Genomic DNA, 22,314 nt, shown 5'->3' on the forward strand with positions numbered 1-22,314 from the left:
GACTTTGCAACAACAAACCGTTGTGCCACTATTACCAGGTCCGCCTCTTGTGTCAGACCCTTAGGTTTTCCCCGTTTTCCCTCAGCCACAAGCGACACTCTAGATAATCGGGCATCACCCGCGCCACTTCCTTCCAAAATGCAGGCGAATGATCATGGCGAATAAGATGACAAAGCTCATGAATCACCACGTAATCCACCATCCTGTTCGGGGCCATAGTGATCTGCCAGTTGAACTCTAGCTTGCCGTGGGCGGTACAACTTCCCCAACGGGACCGAAAGGTTTTAACGCCTACACCATTAGGGAGGACGCCTACGATAGGCGCAAAACGCGCTACTTTTTCTGACAGCTTTTGTGCTGCTTGCCGCTTGTACCAACGCACCAAAGCATTTCGTACCATGTGCGGCTGCTCGCTACCTTGTGGAGCACGGACAAGCAGCCTACCTTGTATCAGGCGCACAGGAGCAAAGTTGCCGTGCTCCACCTTCAAACGATAATTGCGCCCCAGGTAAGGAAAGGCCTCCCCAGAGACAAATGCTTTGCCACCAGCAGGTGCTATTTCTTGATATAGCGCCAATTTTTCTTTAATCCAGAGCCGCTTTTTCGCCAAAATCTGGTCGATTTTTTCGACGCTAACATGATGGGGAACCACAATGGAAACAGCACCGTCCTCGACACGCAAATCAGCCGTTTTCTTGCGGTCTGTACGAATGACTTCAGCTATAAACCCGTCACCGTCACGAAACTCGCCTTGCGCGTTCTTCCTATCAATCATGACGCAAACTTGGTTTTTGCAAGTTCCATAAACCGATCTTGAAGCACACTTACCAAGGCTCTATCGTTAAACGAACAATCCATAAGCGCACGTTTGATTTCTTTTTTCATGCGCTTGATCTCATCCGGTTTCCGAAAAAAATCCACAATACGGGTCGCTTCCTCAAAAACACCCACCAGTGCCTGGCTTTTCAACTTGATTTCGTCATTCACTGTCTCGCTAACCGTATCCTCACCTAAAAGCTGCGTCACTTCCGCCATCAAAATGTTATAGAACGCATACTCAGTTGGGTTTAAACCAAGGGCCTCAGCCGCCTGCTGGTGGTCGGTCTTCATGGTGCCAACCATATGCAGCAGCAACTCCAACTGCTGCTCCCACTTACCATTTGTTTGCTCAATAATGTCCCGTAAGCGTAGGCTCAGCGACTTATAGTATTCGGGGTCTTCATCCAGATTCACGGTGATATGGTGTTTGATGGCACTTTCAATTTCTGAGGCCCGTGACTCCAGCGACTTGGTGTCGTCGATACTTATCTTGAAGTTTGCATCCATCAAATCTATAGGTGGGATTTTCGGGTCAACGCCAGTACTGATGATATGTTCATCCACCAGCTTGCGTACCTTGGCTCCCGCATCATGCAGATTTAGACCCGGATCGTAATACCTGTTACGAGCGGCATGCTGCACTTTGCCCCATAGTCGAAGGTCCGCTAAAAAAGGTTTGGCGGCTGCATCAGGCAGAACAACGTCCATCTGCTTTGCAAACTTCTTAAAGGCTATATCAAACTGTTGACGAATTTCCTCATCTTTGAGGTACAAAACATAGTCATCAACATCGTGACCCTGTACCGTTTTAAAGATGGCTGCCACTCGAGTATGAGTAGCCTCCAACTTAGGAATCTCGTCGCGCAAAGTCACATAACTACCTTCTACATCATCGCTGCTAAACAGATCCAATGCCTGCGTCAAATGATCCGATAGCCCGTAGTAATCCACGATGAAACCGGCTTGTTTTCCCTTATAGGTTCGATTGACACGTGCGATAGCCTGCATCAAGGTGTGATCTTTCAGACTACGGTCGATATACATCACTTGAGCGATCGGCGCATCAAAACCCGTCAACAGCATATCCTTCACGATGAGCAAGGCGGTCGGGTCTTCGTCTAACGGCTTGGTGAAGTTCTTGATAATGGACTTCTGGCGCGTACTATCGGTGTACTGCGCCAAATAAGCCGGGTCATTATGACTACCCGAAATAATCACTTCGCTTGGCGGGGCACCCAACTCATCCAGGGTCTTTTTGAAGATCGTCGCAGCATGGCGACTACCTACAACGATCATGCCTTTAAAGCCGTTAGGCAGGATATGTTCTCGGTAATGCTTTAAAAGGTCGATACAGACCCAACGAATCCGTGCTGGTGCTTCACGCACAGCACGCTCAACACCATATTTCTTCTTGATCGCTCGCTTGTCTTCCTCGCTGTAGTCTTGAAAATACTCTTCAAACAAAACATCCAACGAGTCACCCACAACATCGGTTTTCACCTGGCGACCTTCATAGATGATGCGCACCGTAGCACCATCCTCAACGGCTTCATTAATCTTGTACTGATCGATATAACCGCCAAAAGCCTGATCCATTTTCTGGGTCTTTAGTAATGGCGTACCCGTAAAACCAATCTTGGGCGCGTTGGGCAGAGCGGCATTAATAGTCATGGCTAAGCCACCAAACTGCGTCCGATGTGCTTCGTCTGCCAGCACAATAATCTTGTCGCTGATGTTCAGCTTGCTAAAGTCGCCTTCTTGTTCAGCTTCCTGAAACTTCTGCACCATGGCTGTCACAATGTCGGACGCATCCTTCTGCAGCAAGCTGCGTAGATCAGCCACGGAATCCGCGTTATGCACTGTCTCATTTTGCGCATTGCGAAAAGTCGTGGACAGTTGGCTGTCCAGTTGAGTGCGGTCAGTCACGAACACCAGTTTGTACTGCTTTAGGACCGGATCGCGCCGCATCTTCACCGCCAGCATAACCATCGTCAGACTCTTACCTGAACCTTGGGTATGCCACACCACCCCCGACTTTTCTTTACGGGTAACTCCGTTCTTCAGACGGTCAATAACCTTGTTAACCGCTCGATACTGTTGATAGCGAGCCACTTTCTTGATCAGACGACCATCAATCGGCTCATAGATCACAAAATTTTGAATAATGTCCAGAAAATGCGAGCGGTAAAACATACCCGCCAACAAACACTCTTGGGCCGTAATTGCGGCAGGGGCACTGTGAACTCGCTCTGCAGGGCGTGTCGCCTTGATAAGATAAGGGGCAGCCGACATATCGCTAAGCAAGGTAGGTAATGCTTCGTTGGCGACTGGAGCCTCCAAGAGATCACGAACCTGGCTGATAGTCAGCGGGTAGGCATCCTTCCAATCGGCGTAATGCGACATGCCTGAGCTAATTGTCCCTACCTTGGCCTGATCGCGGCAGGTAGACACCATCAACTGGTTGTACCAGAACAATTTCTGTGCACCCTCTTCGGCTGATGGCTCACGCAAATTGGCATAACGGTGCAACTGATCTATGCCCTGCGCCACTGCATCTGCAATGTAAGGGGATTTGCACTCAATCACGGCCAAAGGCAAGCCGTTCACGAAGCAAACAATATCGGGAATGATCTTCTGGTTCGGACCTTCGATTTTGAACTGAGTAGTACAAAGAAAATCGTTATTGTCCGGGGTGTCGAAGTCAATAATCTTGACTGTCTGGCCCTTGCGCCCTCTCCCAAGGTCTTGCTCGACAGAGACATAATTAACCAGCATTTGCCAAAACGCTTGGTTGTACTCCATCAGCCCCGCATGGATCGGATGCGTGATGTCACGCAGCACTTTACGTAGATTCTCTTCACTGAGCCATGGGTTTAGGCGTTGGATTGCCCGTTCCAAGCGATTGGCTAGTACGACATCGCGGTAATAGGCCCGCTCAGCTTTTTGACCGTATTGAGTCGGTGCGTCAGGCGTAAGCAACGCGCCAGGAATATACGTCCAACCGAGACGCTGAAGCAGTTCAATGGCGGGCTGTTCAACTTTCTGGATTTCGTCTTGGAACATGGCAAAGGGCGGCAACGCCTTAGGCTGCTACAGTTTCCGGGGAATCTACCTTGACGCGGACTTTGCCGGTTAGGAGGTCTTGCATTAGGGCTTTTTTTAGATCTATCAGCGTTCTAAGCTGATCACTCTTTCGCATTATTCGTTTCGATAAGATTTTATGCACATCAACTATTTTTTTCTGCTCTTCTATGGGAGGGACAGGAACCATCAAACTCTTTAAAGTTGACGAGCTTATAGACTCCATCACCCCACCTTGAGATTCATTAAGAAACTGCTTTTTCACCCAATCAGAAAAATTAATTTGCCAGCAAAGCAACTCAGGAAAATACTTCTCTTTATCAAGTGACAAAGTCCAAACATGCTTAGAGGATAAGGCTATACCAAAATCTTCTGGAACCACACAACATCTTCCTACCGTACCCATTATTGTAACCATTACATCATTGGGAAAAACTCTATATTTTCTTAATTCTTGAAATTTTTCATTGCTTACAAATCTTTTAAAAACCGAGCGTAATTCCTCAACATGTACATTGTCTATTCCCAACAAAGGAATTCCAGAATTAACTAGCTCACTTTTCAGTAAAGCGCTTCCGAATGGCCCACTTCGGAGAGCATATTTCGTATCCGCCAGTAGTTCTTGCACTTTGATCATCGACCAAGTTTTCGGGATTTTTCCAATAGGCGAATCCTTGAACTCCGTATGCCCTATCCCTTGTGTCAGCAACTCCTGCATCATGCCGGTTTTCAGGTCTTTCAGCTTTTCAATTTGGGCACGCGTTTTTTCGATCACGTTATCGACGAATGACAGGATGGTAGCGATCTTTCGTTGTTCGAGGAGTGGGGGATAAAGAAATAAAAACTCTTTCAGCTCATTGCCATTGATAGCTTCGAACGTACTGCCCTGAGAGACTGCCTCAAACTGCGATTTGGAGTGACAAAGATATTGAAAGAGAAACTCTTGATCAGCATCCTTTGCTCTTATAGCAGCGAGACCGCGCCCGATACAGCAATCCGTCGGGGCAATATTTACTTCTCCAACAGGAGCTCGGACGGAAAACAAAACTGAGCCAGCTTGTGCAATCTTATTTGGCTCTGAGCACCAATTTCGAACGATTGCCTTCCTTGAGCTAAAGTCTGCCTTTCCTTGAAAAAACGGTAGGCCAATACCCTCTACGTTGTAAGTTTGGGAGGCAGGAGATTGCCCCATTGTCAGCACGGCAACATCGCCCAGTTTCTTGTGAGCCCACCCTAACGGAATCACCTCACTCATACCCCAACTCCTTCAAATACCCACGCATCACCTTCTCTGCCTCGGCCACCTGCACATCCAACTCATTCAGCGACACGCGATACTTATCCCACCAGCGTTCTAGTTGAGTGATCACCTTACTATCAACCTCTCCCACCGCTTCCCGAATCTGCTCTTTCGTCTCGATCTGCGGCTTGAACTCGTAATACGCATCGTCGCGCTTTACAAATACAGCCGACACATCAAAATCCCCCAGAATTTCCTCACGGATGTACTCGCTTTCGACCTCACGCACGGGAATGCCGCCATGCAGAATGGCTCGTACATCAAATATTTCTGGCGGTGGCGAGGTATCCGCATAGCGGCGGATGTTGAGGTTGTAATCGTTCTGGGTAATCTCATCCAACGTAACGATTTCCGAGTACCGTTTGATCCGGGTATAGCCCTCAAACGTACTGACAATCTTGTCAATATCGATATCACGTAACTTGTTCTGGTTTTTGCCTTCTTCGTATTCCAGCTCGCCGTTAATAAAGAGCACCTTGCCCTGACGCGATGCTGGTTTGTTCTTGTTGATAATCAATAAGCAGGCCGGAATGCCTGTGCCATAGAACAAACCCGCAGGCAGTCCAATGACGGCTTCGAGCAAGTCACTGCTCAAGATACCCTTGCGAATTTCTTTCTCGCTGGAGCCACGGAACAAAACACCGTGCGGCATGACCACGCCCATCACGCCATCCGCATTCAAGCTGGCGATCATGTGCTGCACAAAGGCCAGATCACCAGCATCTTTGGGCGGAGTACCGTAGGGGAATCGGCCGAAGGCATCGTTGTCGGCTTCCTCTTTACCCCACATTTTCAAGCTGAATGGCGGGTTGGCGATGACCCGATCAAACGTCATCAACTCACCCTGATGAGTGTGTTGCGGTTCGCGCAGCGTATCGCCCTTACGAATGTCAGCACTGTAGACCCCGTGCAAGAACATGTTCATCTTGCAGATGGCCCAGGTATTCAAGTTCATTTCTTGGCCGAACAAGGACAGGTTCGCGGGGTTCTCTCCATGATTGGCCAGATAGTTACGCGTCTGGATCAGCATGCCGCCTGACCCGCAGGTGGGGTCATAAACACGCATACCGGCGGTAGGTTTAAGCAGCGACACCAGAAGCTGCACTACTTCGGATGGGGTGTAGAACTCACCGCCCTTTTTGCCAGCACTGTCGGCAAACATCTTGATAAGGTATTCGTAAGCCGTGCCCAGCAAGTCAGTACGCTCGAAGTCTGCATTGCGCAGCCGGTAGCGACTGAAATGGCTAAGCAAGTCGCGCAGCTTTTTATCGGACAACTTGTTCTTGATATTGAAGTCGATAGAGACCAACACCCCTTCCAATGTAGTGTTGTATTCTTCAATCGCTTCCGTGGCTTTGTTTAGCTCTGCACCAATATCATGCTTCAGGTCTTTTAGCGCGTCCCAACGGGCCACAGGAGGGATGTAGAAAGCCTGGTCGTACTCATCCTCATCATCGGCTAGCTCATGAGCCTCCGCCTTCGTTTTACCTTTATCCAGGTAGTACTGAATTACGCTGTCTCGCGCTTCGTCAAACGCATCAGACAGCCGTTTCAGAAACATCATCCCGAAGATATAGTCCTTGAATTCAGACGCATCCATGTTGCCGCGCAAAATATCGGCCGCGTCCCAGAGAAAGGATTCAAGTTGCTGGAGGGTAATACGTTGGGTCATGCTAGAAATTCCGAGGGATAGATCAACGGCCTGAATACGCCGTTCGCGGCATATCAGCGTGCAAGCGTCTACCGCGTGCTGCGCAATGATTGTGTGATGTTATTGTCTTAGCGTCAAACTTAGATACATGCAAGGCTGTACGCGGAGACGCACGGGTGCACCAAGGCTGTACCTAAGCGAACTTTGAGGAAAATCCCCCAGTACTGGGGCTATGACTTGAATCGCGCTAAGTGCTTGTGAACACTAGGGATTTTTGAGTGGTGCCGGGGCCGGAATCGAAGATCTTTGTATGTTGTTGAAAAAACAAAGGTTTTTTGTTTTGTTTCTTGCGTGTACCAACATATGTACCAACAACAATAAAAATGATGGTGTGACATAGGTCGGGCAATATATTGTTAGTGGCTATTTTGGTATTTGTCCTTTGCCAAAGATTCGTCCTTTATCAGGTGGAGTGACACGTAAGAGGTAGTCCGTACGAATAAGCCTAGAAACCAGTTCCTGCATACGCCCAGTATAACCATTTTTACTCGTGGGCAGTGCGGATGCTTGATCGGGGGAGGGGGTAAGTGAAGCCATTCCTTGTTGCACGGTATGTGCTCTTTTACAGAGCTGTAACCAAAGCTGGTTGCAAGTGGCGTGCAGATATGACTCACTTAGGTTGGGCTGGGAGGCAATATCAAAAAAAATGGCTAAATCATAAGACCATGAAGAAAAGCCGTTGTAATTTAATTTCCATACATAGCCAGCAAAAGCGTCTCCTAACACAGTGTGCTTTTGCATGTTTTTAATATGAGCAGTACGTGCATTTTGTAGAGTTTTATATAACGCATGGTTAGGGTTAAGGGTCCGATCTGAAGGTAGCAAACTTGGATCTATATGCAGTCTAGAGTGTTTGAGAATTTCCGCCTCATGAGCGGATTTTCCTGTCTCAGAATCCGAGAAATTAATTGAGTCAGCTAACGTGATGTTTTGTTGAACAAGCAAAAGTCTAGGGTGTTTTTTTTCTAGCTTAATCAGGTAATCTTTCAGTCTTTTTGCATTCTGCCTTACGGGTTTATCAAAGTCATTGACAGCAGTAGTGAACCCATTTTCTCCATGAAAATTCTTCATTAACCTGATGACTAGATGACAGACTCTCCATACCAGTTTTGCCTCTTCTAAGCTCATGGGGTGGGAAAGATTGTTCTCGATAAAGTAGAAATTATCCTCTAGGCTTAAGCGCTGTTTCATCATCTTTTTTGCAGTGATAAAAGCTTCTAAATAGGGGTTGAATCTGTGGTGATAAAAGTAAGAAGTGAGTTTTTTTAGGTCAGACATTAATGCGTCATAAAACCTACTTCCGAGTTCGGATGTTTCTATTTTGAAGTGATTTTCTAAGTGATGCTTCTTGATCTTGAAGTAGATGAGTTGGTGCTTTTTTTGTTCATAACCTAGTGTTTCAAGGATGATTTTTTTGCCCTTTATGAGAGGATGGTCGATGATTTTTTTTGAAAGTTTTGTAAGCGATAGCAAGTGGTAAGAGTGGGTAATTCCATCAGGAAATATAAATTTTTTACCGGTTGAGTTGTCTAGGATTGTGGAGTTTTTCTTCATATTTTCTAGACTGTTTTTCATGCTTTTCTTCACAATCCCTCCTGTTAAGTTAGTGGCTATATGTTTTTAAGTTAGCTCCTATTGTTGGTTTTGTGGGTGTTGCTGTCAAGAAAAAGGTACTGTTTTCTATGTGGGCTTAGGAAGAGCCTCAGTACGAAAGAAAGATGAGTATGGTCGTTCTATGTACCAAGAAATGAAAATAAAAATATTTTTTTAATGGCTGATTACATGCTTTGGAAGTGGTGTTGACTACTCTTGTTAGCACGAACTTCTGACTCTGAAAAGACAGGAGCTCAGCATGACTGAAAAGCCTATTGAAAATCTATTTTTATCAAAAATTCCACTACAGTCTAGTGTCCCTTTGCTTGAGGATCAGTTTGTAGATATGAAGTTCATCACGAAGTTTACTACGATGTCAGATAAGTGGTTTTACAAGCTTATAAATGAGGGGAGGTTTCCAAGTCCGGTTAAGCTAGGAAGGAGATCTCTTTGGTTAAAAAGCGAAGTTGAGGATTGGCTGCTACAGCGTATTCTAAGCTCTAGAGGATGTTTAAGATCTGAGATAGGTTGAAGGGGGGAGTGGCATGCCTGCTACTCCTCTAAAGTGGGTTTTACATGAAATCTAATGATTGGTTTCCTAGGAAGTAACGGATAATTTTTTATGCCGTATCACACATGTTATGAACCTAAGTGTGTAGAAAATATTTTCCTATGAAGACTGATTTTGGTGCTGATTACAGCGATGTTTTGAAATGACTTCCTGCACTGATTGGGTTCGTGATTTTAGGTTTTAGATGTTATTAAAGAGAAAGGTATGATGAGGAGTAAGGGTGTGCCCAACACTCCCTCCTTGACTCTCTTCATTTAAGACCTATTCCTAAATCTACACTTAAGGACATAGGCATGCACGTAACCACTATCAACCGTCGATTATCCGTTAATCTTTTCAACCAACGTAGACTTCATGGACTGATCAATGAACTCTTCAATGACTACTCAAAGCTGTTAGTTATCCGACTAGACCTTTACCTAAAAAGTGAGTACGAAGACATCAATACTCATGCATACATGAACCAAGCGTTTACGCGCTTAAGAAATAACTTAAGGTTTAACAGTCTGTTCGAGCACTACATCACCTACGCGGCAAAGCTTGAGTACGGAGAAGACAGAAAATGGCACTACCACGTGCTATTTTTCTTTGATGGGCAACGTGTGAGAAATGATTACTTACTCGCCAGAGACATAGGCGAATATTGGACTCACACTATCACCCGTGACATCGGTGACTACTACAGTGCCAACATGAACACCAGTAAATACCAAACAGTAGCAGTAGGTATGCTTCACTACCAAGACAGCTTAAAGATAGAGAACCTAAAGGCTATTGCAAACTACCTAGTCAAAGAAGACAGGGGCAGGTTTACGATACGTGATGCAGCAAACAAAGCCTACCGCTCTTATAGACAAGGGCACTATAAGCCTAGAGTTACAGGCTTAGGTAGGCCAAGGGAATACACTTTCAACAGACGCAGGACTACTACGCCCAGTTAAGTTCGGGTGTAATTCACATTGGCTAAAAAAAATGACAGAGTGGGTCCTGGGGCGTATTGAAGAGGCACGTATCATCTAAACAAACCAAGTGTTTTTGGCGCTTAAACGGAACTTAAGCCTGTTGCATAGATCATCAATCAGTTGGGCTTCAGCTCTAAGATACAGAGGCTTACTCATGCAAGATGCAAAGGCAGAAACCATCTTAGGTAGCTGCTATGAACAGCTCAAGAAACTCATCCAGAAACAGGACTGGATAACGGTGAGCTTACTCCAACATAGTTTCAGGTTGAACTATCCGTATACTTTCTTTCCGATGGATATACTAGAGAGCAGAGGCTTCAGGGCTGCACACTCAACGGGAATACCTCAACTGATCACTACCACCATTCAAAAAGGATAAGGCTATGCAAACAAATAACATCCCTACTATTACAAAGGAAGATATCCCTGCTCTTGCGGCACAGACTCTCGATGAACTGCTAGATCAGCCAGGAACCATTTTATATAGCAGCCATGAGACGATCAGTCCTGGAAGTATCTATCTGATCGGCCTTAACCCAGGTGGAAGTGAGAGCGACAAGCTCCTACGCGGAAATATAGCCAACATGTTGAGTGAAACCCAAAATGCCTACCTTGACGAGGCCTGGGGGAGCTCAGATGAAGGAAAATCACCTTTGCAACGAAGGGTTCAATGGGTCCTGGAAACGCTGGGTACCAATCCAAGAGATGTGCTCTCCACAAATCTGATATTCAAGCAGAGCCCCGACAGTACAGGCGTCACCACAGACATGGCTAGGAAGTGTTGGCCGATTCATGAGGCTTTGCTGGGTATTGTTCAGCCATCACTGATTGTCGCTTTTGGTAACTCTGGTTTGTCGCCCTACAACTATATTTACTCTCTCTATGGAGGGACACCACAGGAGTACCAGCTAGCAGGACATGGCGACTGGAACCTGAAACGTTTTCAGACTTCCATAAACGGGCGAACAACAACGGTCATCGGACTCCCTCATCTGAGTTGGTATCAACCGATGGGTAAGCCCAATGTAGAGGCTTGGCTGAAGACAAACCTGCCGCGCTAATTTCAAGTTGTACTAGCCCAGACCTGATCTGATAGTTACCCGATTTTGGGTGCCGTTGTCAGATTAAATTTGGGCTAAATACTTTGCACTAGCTCAGACCTACTCCCTATTTTAATTTTCATTACAATCCAGCAAACTCGTGCTGACTCTTTGATTGGTTACAGGAGAGGTGAGCGCTTCCATCGCTCACGTAAACACTCGTTTTCCAACTTCAGTCGCTGATACTTTACGTAGTGTTTATAGCTAGCTCGTAGCATCACAATAAAGCCTATTGCTGCAAATAATAAAAACATGGCTATCTCCTAAAAATGATTACGCACACGCAACGTCAGTTTCTGCCTCACCAGTCAATTGCGTAAGTTTGTCAGTAAGTGATGGTCTACTTTGTACGCTGTCATCAAGGCTGCTCTGACTTGGGTAAAACTCTTCTATCACCTCTGGCGCTTCATCTGCGCTGTCCTCAAAGGCTCCGTTAGCAAAGCCTGTACGCGCAATGGCGTCTAGTGCTTGTTGGTCAAATCCCATGGCCTTACGCTGTGCGTGGATTTGCTGTGCTTGAGTCAACGCCTCTTCTAGCGTCATGCCTTCGCGTATGGTGAGGTCTACGTAGTAAATAGGTGTGCCGCGAGATTGGGCGGTACTCTTACCTCGTAGCCGTAACTCTAAAGGCAAGCAAGCGAGCAGATCACCTGATACGGCTTGGAAGTAATGCAATCTCGCCGCTAAGGTGCGAATGCTGTTGTAGCCGGTCGTTCTAAAGATAAACGTACCCAGTTCATCGTCGGCAGTGAGTTTGACGTTTAAGCGTCCATAAGGCTTACACGCGCCGCCTTTCGCTAGCTCACAGCTATCGCTACCAGGGCAAGGCAGGCTTTGTATGCCACTGGTGGTAAGTCGTCGGCACGTATCCCCATTACCAACACACACCGGACGTCCTGAACTGCGATCAAACAGTGAGTACTCTGCGCGTAGGTTCAAATCGGGATCATTAAAAAGTAATGTGATAGGAGTAGAGCGCAACTTACCGTTAGGGTTTTGTTTACGTAACGTTTCATCCAAGGGGTGAACAAGCCAGCCGTCTTTTGTATTGATCTGGCTGGTAATCGTGAATTGGTCGTCTTTCTCTGGCAGTCGTTTACCGTTACGTTCAACAACACGGCCAATAGAGATACGACCAAGCACAGGAGGAGTGATGGCTAAACCTTTAATCATGAGGAGCTCCAAATATAAAGAGCCCACTGCATGCACAGAGGGCTCTAGGAAAGAGTGATAACAACAGTAGAGTAGTAAGTAACTCGCTATATCTGGCCACGTTCTGCTAAAGACGTGCAGCCTTCAGTCCCTACAACGATATGGTCAACCACTTGAACAGCAACGAGATCCAGTGTGTTTTTTAGGTTGCGGGTGAGATCAATATCTACTTGGCTAGGCTCAGGGTTACCTGAAGGATGGTTGTGTACCAAAATAGCGGCGGCAGCATTGTGTTTGAGGGCTAGCTTAACGACTTCGCGCGGATGCACTACAGCCGAATTGATCGTGCCACGAAAGAGTTCATGCAGACCAATGACACGGTAGGTATTGTCGAGCAGCAAGATACTAAACACCTCATGCTCATAATGCGCATACAGGGTTTGTAAGTGAGCTTTGACGTCGCTGGGGTTCGCAAGGCTTCGGCCCTTAGCAAAACGCTTACGTGCGAGTTGTCTCGCCATGGTCAGAATATCGTGTTCGGTCACAATAGCGCTTTCCATGACGTAAGTGCCCGGCTCAGGGCCAGCTTTAAGTTTGTGGTAACGCATGGGGATTCCTTGATAATGCAAAATGCCGCTCATTAATAGCGGCATCTATGCGGGTGAAAGTAATAGGGAGGACCAAGGCAGTAGAGACGACTACGCACTGATCACGAAACGTCTACTGCCTGGACGAGTGAGGCTGAACTGATTGAGGAGTTCAGGTTGCTCACTGAGTAAGCGTTTGCTATCGAGCACAATGCTGTCTTTGCTGCGTTTCCAAGTCACCGAGCCCGTTTCAAAGACTGCTTTACTGGCTTCGCCCATAGACTGCTGAATTTTCTGTTTGTACTGTTCCTCTAAGGCTTTGTATTTATCAGCATGGAACCGTGCCTCTTGCAGATCCGTAAACAGTGCAGACATCTGGCTGTCTTGGCTAAAGTCCACGTGTTGGCCGCTATCTACGGGGTACAGGAATTGCAATGCTGTAGCGGCAGAATGTGAACCGTCTGTTGGTGGTGGTGTATCTGTTGTGACGTATTGCCAGAAGCGTTCTTGTAGTCCAATGAGCTTCATGATGAGTTCCTCATCACGGGCTATGCGGTATACCTGCAATTGTTGACCGCATAACAGCACGGCGACATCTGCCGCTTGTTTACCAGTGACGGCTAATTGGTGTTGGACTTGAAGTTGTACATATTCCGGTACGCCTTCTTTCCATAAACGAGCCCCAAACTCCCCCGCAGTTTTGCACTCCAAGATTTGTACATCACTGGCTCCAATGACCTCACGGTCTATATTGGCGAGCATCCACGGTTTTTCTGGATGTTGTAGTACGGCATTGATCTTGCGTACTTTACGGCCTGTTTGTTTGGTGTAAGCAGTCGCCACGATGGGTTCCAGTAACGTTCCCCAATACACCGGAGCCGTTGTGTCATCTGGATCAGGTTTTGGTAAGCCTGCATCGCGTCCTGTTTTTTCCATCCAGAGTTCGAGTTGGCTTTTATAAGGGCTTAAACCTACCGCTGCTGCTGCATCGGAGCTGCCAATGCCATGCTTACGTACAGTTAACCATTCATCGCGTGTGAGGGTGTTGGTTTTGACTAGGCGTAAAGCAGGACGTAGTGTGGGTGGTGAAGTATAGGTTTGTGCAAGATTCGTCATGGTTTTTGAACCCATAAATAGCATAAGGCCCAGCGCAATGAAGTCGCTGGGCCTTATGCTGTAATCGTAGAAAAGGAAGATGGTGTTAGGCGAGCATGAGTAATGTTTGCTCTAAGGCACTTTGTTTAAGTGTGGCGCCTTGGCCGAACCAGGCGGAGTCTAAGCGATAGTCACTATTACGGGCTCGGCGTTCATGATCCACAAACTCTGTGACCGAGTTAAGTAACCCCAGTGCCGTACCTTTGGCTGCCCCTAACTCTGCACCACGACCTTGACCGTTATAGATGCTAAGCGTCTTACGCATGGCATGTTCATTGGGTGTTTGTGTGGCAGGCTGCTTGCTACCTGAAAATAGCTGCCTGAAGAATTGCTCGGCTTCAGCGTGTTTGACTTTGCGTTCACTCAACTGCTTCATGCGATACATAAAAGTATCCCAACTAGAGACAGAAATGCCTAATTGCTGTTTTACCGCTTGAGCATCAAAGGCTGTACTGTGTGGGACTTTAACCGCTCCTTTGTTATCGTCTAGTGCGACAGCTAACGTGTTGTTGCAGACTACGCGAATCGCTGTAAATTGTGCGGTGGTCGCCAACGAGCCATCACAGGCTGTGGCTAGCAGCACATAGGCATTGGTAACATCATTGCCTTGTAAGGAGGCAGAGTGCCCGGTCCGCGCTAACGCCCATACCTTTTTACCGCCTTTTAATACACCGGCTGTTTCCAACTGAAAACCTGACACCTCGGTGAGATCTCTATAAAACTCCAGAATCTCGCGAGGTTGTACAACTTGATAGCGTTGGCTGACAACGGAGAGTGGTGTATTGGTATCTGAGCGGTACAAGACCTTATTCTGGGGAAAGGTAATGAGACTGCTTTGGGTTTCATCCACCGAGTCCATGAACTGTACCGGCGCTTCTTTTATGTCCCAGTCCATACCCGCTTGCTGTTGCCAGACCTCAATAGGCTGATTGGCTGATAAGTGATTGCCCAAGCCATGCCAGGGCGTTTGGCCTACATAGGCCATCTGTTCAACGTGATGTGACATTGTGACTCTCCTGTAGGTGTTAGGTGGTTTGAAATGAGTGATGACAACGTAAACACCTGTAGTTTTTTAAGATGGTGTTATCAATTGCTTGTCCAAAAGCAGCACCGGTAGCGCAGCCTATTGCTCCTCCTACGAGGGCTCCGAGTACGGATGCTGAGATACGAGTAAGGGGATGTGTGGATGATGTAAAGTGAAAAGCCAGTGCAGCACCACTGCTAGCTCCTTGAGCAGCACTTGATAAGCTGCTGAACATCCCAAGTCCAGCACCTAGCGTACCGCCGAGTTTTTGAGCGTGGTTTTTAGTGTGGATAGAAGAAGAGCCGCAAGCTGGGCAGCGGATAGGTGGCTTGGCGCGATGAGCACGTTGCCCATCGGTAGTGAACGATTCAGACATAGATAATCCTTGATGTAGGTAAACGGCATATGAGCAAGCCTTCGCTTGCTCTCATCAAGGTGATATATGTTTGAAAAAATTTGGATTCCTTCAGGTAGAGTGTTTAAGCAAGACTGCGACGATACTGCGTTGATTGCTATACTCCGTCATATTCGCTATATCGCTATTGTCACGGAAATCCACATGTCAGCATTGCACACCATTCTTGATTCCTTTCGTCAGGTCGCTGTTACTGAGCGGGAGAAGGGTACGTACTTTGAAGAGCTAATACTTACTTACTTACGTAATGAAGCTACCTACCGGGATTTGTATAGTGACGTGTGGACGTATTCGGACTGGGCTGCACAACAGCAGCTCGATAAACGTGATACCGGTATTGACCTTGTGGCTAAAACTCGTGGTACGAATGAATATCATGCCATTCAATGTAAGTTCTATGCAGAGGACTACAAGGTTCAGCGTCGTGACATTGATAGTTTCTTTACCGCATCAGGACAACGTCCTTTTACGCATCGCATTATCATCAGCACCACAAACAACTGGAGTGAGCATGCTGAGGACGCCTTACGGGATCAGCAGCCTCCTGTCAGTAAAATCGACCTATACGACCTAGAGAACAGCCAAATTGATTGGGTGCAGTATCAGATAGGTCAGCAAGCACCTGTCTTAAAACCACTTAAAACCTTACGACCCCACCAAGTCAATGCGCTAGAAGCAGTAGAGCGGGGCTTAACCACAGCGGATCGGGGCAAGCTAATCATGGCCTGTGGTACAGGTAAAACCTTTACTAGCTTAAAGATTGCTGAGAAGTTAGCAGGGGCTGGCGGACGAGTCTTATTCCTCGTGCCTAGCTTGTCGTTGTTATCCCAAACGTTGACCGAATGGACGCAGGAAAGTGAGGTGCCGCTGCATAGCTTTGCGGTGTGTTCAGATAGTGACGTAGGTAAAAAACGCAGCGCAGACGATGACATGGTGCAAACCTTTACCCATGAACTACGCTACCCAGCCACGACCAATGCCAAGCGTTTAGCTGAAGAGATGACTAAGCGCTATGACAATGAACATATGAGCGTGGTCTTTAGTACCTACCACTCCATTGCCACGATCAGTGAAGCACAGCATGAGTTTGATCTGGCTGAGTTTGATTTGGTGATTTGTGATGAAGCCCACCGCACAACAGGGGCTAGTTTTGCAGATGAAGATGAAAGTGCTTTTGTACGAGTGCATGATGCTGACTTCTTGCGTGCTAAAAAGCGCTTGTATATGACAGCGACGCCTCGTATCTACAGCGCGGATGCCAAGATGACCGCAGCAGAAAGCAACGCTGCGGTGTACTCGATGGATAGCGAAGAACACTACGGTAAAGAGCTGTTTGTGATTAACTTCTCTGAAGCCGTACAACGTGGTCTATTGGTGGATTACAAAGTCATTGTTTTGACGGTATCCGCTGATCTGGTAAGCGATCGTCTACAAACTCTCTTGGCTGATGATGATAATCAACTCAAAGTCGACGACGCAGCGAAGATAGTAGGTTGTTGGAAGGCTCTGGCTAAGCAAGGCTTAGACGAAGGCTTAGAGCATGACCCAGAGCCAATGAAACGAGCCGTGGCTTTTTGTCAGGTGATTCGTCCTAGTGCTAAGGCACGTCGTCATCAGGTGTCATCAGTCAACATCGCCAATATCTTCCAAGATGTGGTAGAAGCGTACCAAGAGGCGGAGGCCTTTGAGAGCCTCGATCCTGAAACGGCTGTTCGACTCCGATGTGAAGCCGAACACGTTGATGGCAGCATGAACGCCAGTCAAAAAGAAGAAAAACTAAACTGGTTAAAAGCCGACACGCCTGAAAACACTTGCCGTATTCTTAGTAACGTACGATGCTTATCTGAAGGGGTAGATGTGCCTGCGTTGGATGCAGTGTTATTCCTTACCCCGCGTAACTCACAAGTGGACGTGGTGCAATCCGTAGGCCGTGTGATGCGCAATGCACCCGGTAAGAAGTTGGGCTATGTGGTGTTACCGGTGGTGATTCCATCAGGCATGGAGCCACATGCAGCCTTAAACGACAACCAAACCTATAAAGTCGTTTGGCAGGTGCTACAAGCCTTACGCTCGCACGATGACCGTTTTGATGCGATGGTCAACAAGCTAGAGCTAATCGGTCAAGATCGCAGCAAAATGGAAGTCATTGCTATTACTGATAAGGTGCAGCAACGCAGTAAAAGCACACCTCAACAGAAAAAGAAAAAAGCAGGTAAAGGGCAATACGGGCTTGGCGAGTCAAGTGGAGGTTACCCAGCAGAGCAGCAACAGGCGAGCTTGCAATTTGAGATTGGTGAGATTGAACGTGCCATTTACGCCAAGCTCGTCGAGAAGGTGGGCAACCGTTTGCACTGGGAAGAGTGGGCAGAAGATATTGCGAAAATTGCCAATACTCACATCAGTCGAATCAAAGTGATTCTTGATAACCCAGCTAACCTAACCGAACGGGCAGCTTTTGATGCCTTTTCCCTTGAGCTACGAGATGACCTGAATAACTCCATCAGTGATGACGAAATCATAGAGATGCTGGCTCAGCACCTCATTACCAAGCCTGTGTTTGATGCTTTGTTTAAGGGGTATAACTTTACTGAGCATAACCCCATGTCAAAGGCCATGCAGGCGGTGGTAACGGCCTTAGAGGCGCACCATATAGACAAAGAGGCAGATACGCTCCAGTCGTTCTACCAGTCCGTACAAATGCGAGCCGAGGGCATTGAAAGCGCCGAAGGGAAGCAACGCATTATTGTGGAGCTGTACGATAAGTTCTTCCGTAAAGCCTTCCCACGTATGACTGAACGCTTAGGGATTGTGTACACCCCTGTGGAAGTGGTGGATTTTATTATCCATAGTGTTGAAGATGTGATGCGCAAGGAGTTTAACTCCAGCCTAGCAAACGAAAACGTTCACATCATCGACCCCTTTACGGGCACAGGCACATTCATCACACGCCTACTGCAAAGCGGCATTATTCCAGCCGACAAGCTGCCGTACAAATTCAAAAATGAAATCCATGCGAACGAGATTGTGCTGTTGGCGTACTACATTGCCGCCATCAATATCGAAGCCACTTATCATGGAATTTTGTCCGGTAATGTGACGGGTAAAGAAGATGAGGATGACATCACCGATGTACCCTATGTACCGTTTGAAGGTATTTGCTTAACTGACACCTTCCAGATGTACGAGTCAGAAGACCTAGTGGACCAACTACTAGAAGAAAATAGCGAACGTAGAAAGCGTCAAAAGTCATTAGATATACGAGTCATTATTGGTAATCCACCGTATTCGATTGGACAGGCTAGTGCAAATGATAACAATGCGAATATTGCCTATCCAGAGCTAGATAGGCGTATTGAGTCCACATACGTTGCTCGTTCCAGTGCTGCTCTTTCTAAAGGTATGTACGACAGCTATATACGAGCCATTCGTTGGGCGTCGGATCGAATTGGAGATCAGGGTGTAATTGGTTATGTGACTAATGGTGGCTTTTTAGAGGCGAATACTGCCGATGGAATGCGCCAGTGCTTGGCTGAAGAGTTTAGTAATCTGTATGTGTTTCATTTGAGGGGTAATCAACGTACCTCTGGTGAACTGTCACGTAAAGAGGGAGGCAAGATTTTTGATTCAGGAAGTCGCGCTCCTATTGCTATCTCTATCTTAGTAAAGAACCCTGAAGCCAAAGAGCATGGCAAGATTTTCTTTCATGACATTGGTGATTATTTAAGCCGAGACGAAAAATTAGGGTTGATTAGTCAGTTTGGCAGTATTGAGGGTATTCCAAAGTGGAAAACCATTACGCCCGATGAGCATGGGGACTGGTTGAGTCAGCGAGATGATAGCTTTGAGCAATATGTTGTCTTGGGTGATAAGAGTCGACAGCCGGAGCTAAAGTTATTTGATAATTTTTCGTTAGGGGTCGCTACTAACCGTGATGCGTGGGTCTATAACTCTAGTCAAGTAAAAATGATTAGCAATATGCAGCGTATGATTGCTAACTACAACGCGGAGTTGAATAGATTCAATGTAGAACAGCAAGGTTCAGATAGGAAGTCTAGGCAGGCGGCTGTTGATGGGTTTATAGATAATGATCCAACCAAAATTAGTTGGACCGTTAACTTGAAAACAGAGCTGGCTAAAGGTAGTGAAATTGCTTTTAAGGGTGAGAGTGTTGTTACTTCTTTGTATAGACCATTTACGAAGCAATGGATGTATTTCAATCGTCAGTTAGTTGAACGTGTACTTCAAATGCCCCGAATTTTCCCCAATGCTGAGGCTGAGAATTTGGTTATTCAAGTTAGTGGGATGGGCGCTAAAGAGCCAAGTGTAATTATTTCAAATGTAGTTACAGACTTGCAGGTGCAGTTTAATGGCCAATGCTTCCCCCTCTACCTTTATGAGGAAGCCCCTAAGCTAAGTGAAGCCGATTTATTCAACGACGCCACAGTCGAAACAGGCTTAGTTCGTCGTGATGCCATCACAGATGAAGGCTTAGCGCACTTCCAAGAAGCCTACCCCAACCAAACCATCAGCAAAGAAGATCTGTTCTACTACGTGTATGGTATTTTGCACAGCGAGGATTACCGCAGCCGCTTTGCAAACAACCTAAGCAAAGAACTACCTCGCATCCCTCGCGTTAAAACCTTTGAGGATTTCACAGCCTTTAGCCAAGCAGGCCGTCAGCTTGCTGAGTTGCACTTGAACTATGAAACCGTCGACAAGTACCCCGTGACATTTACGGGCAAGCTCCAGCATAACGGTGCTGATTTCGTGGGGGCTACAGATGAGGACTTCTACGTCACTAAAATGAAACACCCAAAGAAAAAAGACGAGGAAACGGGTAAGAGCGTAAATGACCTGAGTAAGATCATTTACAACACCAGGATCACGCTCTCTGACATCCCCTTAGAGGCTTATGACTATGTAGTTAATGGTAAACCCGCCATTGCTTGGGTCATGGAACGTCAAGGCGTATCTACGCATAAAGACTCTGGCATTGTGAATGATGCCAACGATTGGGCGGTTGAGACGATGGCCAACCCACGTTATCCGTTGGAGCTATTACAACGGGTTATTACTGTGAGCTTGGAGACGCTGAAAATCGTACGAGACTTGCCTGAGTTGGATATTTAACTATTTTCTCGGGGTAGTCCATTTTGAAGGACAGGACTATCTAGTAAACAGGTGGCGACTCATGTGCCATACTAGGAAAAATCAGCATGAAGAAAGATGAAACTCAAGAACTAGAAGCCAGCATTATTGCCAAGATAAGAACCAAGAAAAAACCGAACAATGTGGATGATTTCTTGTTGCTAGTAGATGCAGCAAGAAATAAAGCCTCTACAGAGATGCTCAGTGTGTATAGAGCTCTAATGCGGGATTTGGTGAAAATTGAGCTGTTAAAGCAAGAGCAACAGAGTTTAGCGGATGGGTTAGCCAGCAAGTATGGTGAGTATTTGGCGAACACGGATGGAGTTCTAGGGATGCTGCTGAGTCTCCAAAGAGAGGTTGAGCAAAATGCAGAAATAGAAAAAATGATAGAAAGAGAGGAGAGCTCTCAGGCAGGAGACTAATCTGCTGAAAGCTCCTTCGATTATTTACTGAACTCGAACGGATTAATGTAGTGATCGCGATTAGCATCTAAGTAGTCAGCCCACCATTGCATCATTTGCTTTCGTTCTTCTAGATGTCCGGCTTTATGGATGTATGCAGCTCGTACAGAGTTGCGTTCCTGATGGCTCATTTGCCGTTCAATCCCATCCTTAGACCAAAGCCCAGACTCGATCAGAGCACTGCAAGCCATAGCTCTAAAGCCATGTCCGCAGAGCTCTGTTTGAGTGTTATATCCCATATTGCTAAGAGCCTTGTTGATAGTGTTTTCACTCATGGGTTTTTGTGTATTGTGGTCACCTATAAAAATCAAGTCATGATTGCCGCTATAGAAATGAATAATCTTTAACACGTCCAATGCTTGACGGCTAAGCGGCACTAAGTGGGGGGTGCGCATCTTTGAGCCACGATGGGAAAATGGCACTCCTTTAATGGGTTCTCGCTCAGCAGGGATAGTCCACAGTGCTTTAGAAAAGTCGATTTCCGACCAGCGTGCAAAGCGCATTTCACTTGAGCGTACAAATGTCAACAAAGCAAATTTAATGGCGTGCAGAGTAAGTTGCCTGCCTTTGTATTGCTCAATGCGTCCTAGTAAGTGTGGCAGTTGGTCTAGATCTAAAGCTGGGCGGTGAACTGTTTTTCTCACTGTCAGTGCCCCCGCTAGTTCTTGTGCAGGGTTGTAGTCAGTAATTCCATTTTGTACAGCAAAACGCATAATGGATGTTACCCGTTGCTGTAAGCGGGTGGCGGTATCGTAGTTGCCAGTTTTGTCCACGCGTTTGATGGGGGCGAGCAAGTGGGGTGTTTTGAGCTCACTTACTTGCTTGTTCCCTATGTAAGGGAAAATATCTTTTTCTAAAGACCGTAAGACACGAGCGCGATGATCAGCCGTCCACGTTTTGTTAGCGTTGTGCCATTGACGAGCAATAACCTCAAAAGTGGTTTCAGTTGCTGTTTCTAAGGCTACCTCTTTTTTAAGCTCATTCGGGTCAAGGCCTTTAGCCACTTGAGTTTTGGCTTGGTTTCTAGCTTCACGAGCCTCAGCAAGTGAGATCAATGGATAGACTCCCAAAGCTAAAGTTTTTTGTTTGGTTTGAAAACGATAGTTGAGACGCCAGTATTTTGAGCCGTTGGGATGGATGAGTAGGTACATGCCTTCGCCGTCTACAAGTTTGTAGGGTTTGGCCTTGGGCTTGGCGTTTTTTACTTGGGTGTTTGTGAGCTTCATGTTCGATCC

Annotated in this window: 16 protein-coding genes; 5 read left to right on the plus strand and 11 right to left on the minus strand. The window is 46.7% G+C overall.

Annotated elements, in window-relative coordinates; translation table 11 throughout:
• Positions 1 to 52: 52 nt before the first annotated feature.
• The 5 genes from MID00_RS05695 to MID00_RS05715 form a co-directional block, all read right to left on the minus strand.
• A complete protein-coding gene (locus MID00_RS05695; protein WP_254499910.1) occupies positions 53 to 775 on the minus strand; it encodes a M48 family metallopeptidase in 723 nt (240 codons plus the stop codon).
• The gene (locus tag MID00_RS05700) at positions 772 to 3,882 is read right to left on the minus strand and encodes a type I restriction endonuclease subunit R (protein WP_254499912.1); all 3,111 of its coding nucleotides are present in this window, start codon (positions 3,880 to 3,882) and stop codon (positions 772 to 774) included. The genes MID00_RS05695 and MID00_RS05700 overlap by 4 nt, the downstream gene beginning before the upstream one ends.
• A 19-nt stretch (positions 3,883 to 3,901) precedes the next feature.
• Positions 3,902 to 5,155 carry a restriction endonuclease subunit S gene (locus tag MID00_RS05705; protein WP_254499913.1) on the minus strand — a complete coding sequence of 418 codons (1,254 nt, stop codon included), beginning with the start codon at positions 5,153 to 5,155 and terminating at the stop codon, positions 3,902 to 3,904.
• Entirely contained in the window at positions 5,148 to 6,872 is a 1,725-nt protein-coding gene (locus tag MID00_RS05710) for a type I restriction-modification system subunit M (protein WP_254499916.1), read from the minus strand. Before MID00_RS05710 ends, MID00_RS05705 begins: the two co-directional genes overlap by 8 nt.
• Positions 6,873 to 7,274: 402 nt before the next feature.
• Positions 7,275 to 8,486 (minus strand): inovirus-type Gp2 protein, encoded by a 1,212-nt coding sequence (locus MID00_RS05715; protein ID WP_254499917.1) that lies wholly within the window; start codon positions 8,484 to 8,486, stop codon positions 7,275 to 7,277.
• A gap of 277 nt (positions 8,487 to 8,763) precedes the next feature.
• On the opposite strand from MID00_RS05715, the gene MID00_RS05720 reads away from it, so the two are divergent.
• The 3 genes from MID00_RS05720 (at position 8,764) to MID00_RS05730 (ending at position 11,098) form a co-directional block, all read left to right on the plus strand.
• The gene (locus tag MID00_RS05720) at positions 8,764 to 9,036 is read left to right on the plus strand and encodes an AlpA family transcriptional regulator (RefSeq protein ID WP_254499919.1); all 273 of its coding nucleotides are present in this window, start codon (positions 8,764 to 8,766) and stop codon (positions 9,034 to 9,036) included.
• 332 nt (positions 9,037 to 9,368) lie between these two features.
• Positions 9,369 to 10,016 (plus strand): inovirus-type Gp2 protein, encoded by a 648-nt coding sequence (locus tag MID00_RS05725; RefSeq protein WP_254499921.1) that lies wholly within the window; start codon positions 9,369 to 9,371, stop codon positions 10,014 to 10,016.
• 404 nt (positions 10,017 to 10,420) lie between these two features.
• Positions 10,421 to 11,098 (plus strand): uracil-DNA glycosylase family protein, encoded by a 678-nt coding sequence (locus tag MID00_RS05730; protein WP_254499923.1) that lies wholly within the window; start codon positions 10,421 to 10,423, stop codon positions 11,096 to 11,098.
• Positions 11,099 to 11,410: 312 nt separating this feature from the next.
• Here the strand turns inward: MID00_RS05730 and MID00_RS05735 are convergent, their stop codons facing one another.
• The 5 genes from MID00_RS05735 to MID00_RS05755 all read right to left on the minus strand — a co-directional run bounded on the left by MID00_RS05735 (position 11,411) and on the right by MID00_RS05755 (position 15,431).
• Positions 11,411 to 12,310, minus strand: a complete 900-nt coding sequence (locus MID00_RS05735; protein WP_254499925.1) for a hydrolase or metal-binding protein — start codon at positions 12,308 to 12,310, stop codon at positions 11,411 to 11,413.
• Between the two features lie 86 nt (positions 12,311 to 12,396).
• On the minus strand, positions 12,397 to 12,897 hold the full coding sequence (locus MID00_RS05740; protein ID WP_254499928.1) for a RadC family protein: 501 nt from the start codon (positions 12,895 to 12,897) through the stop codon (positions 12,397 to 12,399).
• 90 nt (positions 12,898 to 12,987) lie between these two features.
• Positions 12,988 to 13,992: a YqaJ viral recombinase family protein gene (locus tag MID00_RS05745; RefSeq protein ID WP_254499931.1), complete on the minus strand. Its 1,005-nt coding sequence runs from the start codon at positions 13,990 to 13,992 to the stop codon at positions 12,988 to 12,990.
• An 85-nt stretch (positions 13,993 to 14,077) separates the two neighbouring features.
• The gene (locus MID00_RS05750) at positions 14,078 to 15,037 is read right to left on the minus strand and encodes a DUF932 domain-containing protein (RefSeq protein WP_254499934.1); all 960 of its coding nucleotides are present in this window, start codon (positions 15,035 to 15,037) and stop codon (positions 14,078 to 14,080) included.
• A gap of 19 nt (positions 15,038 to 15,056) precedes the next feature.
• Positions 15,057 to 15,431, minus strand: a complete 375-nt coding sequence (locus MID00_RS05755) for a hypothetical protein (RefSeq protein WP_254499936.1) — start codon at positions 15,429 to 15,431, stop codon at positions 15,057 to 15,059.
• A 66-nt stretch (positions 15,432 to 15,497) separates the two neighbouring features.
• Between MID00_RS05755 and MID00_RS05760 the strand changes: the two genes are divergently transcribed.
• Positions 15,498 to 20,600: a type ISP restriction/modification enzyme gene (locus MID00_RS05760; RefSeq protein WP_254499938.1), complete on the plus strand. Its 5,103-nt coding sequence runs from the start codon at positions 15,498 to 15,500 to the stop codon at positions 20,598 to 20,600.
• Between the two features lie 86 nt (positions 20,601 to 20,686).
• The gene (locus tag MID00_RS05765) at positions 20,687 to 21,040 is read left to right on the plus strand and encodes a hypothetical protein (RefSeq protein WP_254499940.1); all 354 of its coding nucleotides are present in this window, start codon (positions 20,687 to 20,689) and stop codon (positions 21,038 to 21,040) included.
• A 20-nt stretch (positions 21,041 to 21,060) separates the two neighbouring features.
• Here the strand turns inward: MID00_RS05765 and MID00_RS05770 are convergent, their stop codons facing one another.
• On the minus strand, positions 21,061 to 22,305 hold the full coding sequence (locus MID00_RS05770) for an integrase arm-type DNA-binding domain-containing protein (protein WP_254499942.1): 1,245 nt from the start codon (positions 22,303 to 22,305) through the stop codon (positions 21,061 to 21,063).
• Positions 22,306 to 22,314 lie beyond the last annotated feature (9 nt).

The organism is Alcaligenes sp. NLF5-7 (genome assembly GCF_024266725.1).
In the GTDB taxonomy this organism is placed as follows: Bacteria; Pseudomonadota; Gammaproteobacteria; order Burkholderiales; family Burkholderiaceae_B; genus Alcaligenes; species Alcaligenes phenolicus.

What these genes read in the sequence shown, in the direction of transcription:
- MID00_RS05695 (WP_254499910.1), bottom strand. Translation starts at nt 775, where the DNA reads ATGATTGATAGGAAGAACGCGCAAGGCGAGTTTCGTGACGGTGACGGG.
- MID00_RS05700 (WP_254499912.1), bottom strand. Translation starts at nt 3,882, where the DNA reads ATGTTCCAAGACGAAATCCAGAAAGTTGAACAGCCCGCCATTGAACTG.
- MID00_RS05705 (WP_254499913.1), bottom strand. Translation starts at nt 5,155, where the DNA reads ATGAGTGAGGTGATTCCGTTAGGGTGGGCTCACAAGAAACTGGGCGAT.
- MID00_RS05710 (WP_254499916.1), bottom strand. Translation starts at nt 6,872, where the DNA reads ATGACCCAACGTATTACCCTCCAGCAACTTGAATCCTTTCTCTGGGAC.
- MID00_RS05715 (WP_254499917.1), bottom strand. Translation starts at nt 8,486, where the DNA reads ATGAAAAACAGTCTAGAAAATATGAAGAAAAACTCCACAATCCTAGAC.
- MID00_RS05720 (WP_254499919.1), top strand. Translation starts at nt 8,764, where the DNA reads ATGACTGAAAAGCCTATTGAAAATCTATTTTTATCAAAAATTCCACTA.
- MID00_RS05725 (WP_254499921.1), top strand. Translation starts at nt 9,369, where the DNA reads ATGCACGTAACCACTATCAACCGTCGATTATCCGTTAATCTTTTCAAC.
- MID00_RS05730 (WP_254499923.1), top strand. Translation starts at nt 10,421, where the DNA reads ATGCAAACAAATAACATCCCTACTATTACAAAGGAAGATATCCCTGCT.
- MID00_RS05735 (WP_254499925.1), bottom strand. Translation starts at nt 12,310, where the DNA reads ATGATTAAAGGTTTAGCCATCACTCCTCCTGTGCTTGGTCGTATCTCT.
- MID00_RS05740 (WP_254499928.1), bottom strand. Translation starts at nt 12,897, where the DNA reads ATGCGTTACCACAAACTTAAAGCTGGCCCTGAGCCGGGCACTTACGTC.
- MID00_RS05745 (WP_254499931.1), bottom strand. Translation starts at nt 13,992, where the DNA reads ATGACGAATCTTGCACAAACCTATACTTCACCACCCACACTACGTCCT.
- MID00_RS05750 (WP_254499934.1), bottom strand. Translation starts at nt 15,037, where the DNA reads ATGTCACATCACGTTGAACAGATGGCCTATGTAGGCCAAACGCCCTGG.
- MID00_RS05755 (WP_254499936.1), bottom strand. Translation starts at nt 15,431, where the DNA reads ATGTCTGAATCGTTCACTACCGATGGGCAACGTGCTCATCGCGCCAAG.
- MID00_RS05760 (WP_254499938.1), top strand. Translation starts at nt 15,498, where the DNA reads ATGTTTGAAAAAATTTGGATTCCTTCAGGTAGAGTGTTTAAGCAAGAC.
- MID00_RS05765 (WP_254499940.1), top strand. Translation starts at nt 20,687, where the DNA reads ATGAAGAAAGATGAAACTCAAGAACTAGAAGCCAGCATTATTGCCAAG.
- MID00_RS05770 (WP_254499942.1), bottom strand. Translation starts at nt 22,305, where the DNA reads ATGAAGCTCACAAACACCCAAGTAAAAAACGCCAAGCCCAAGGCCAAA.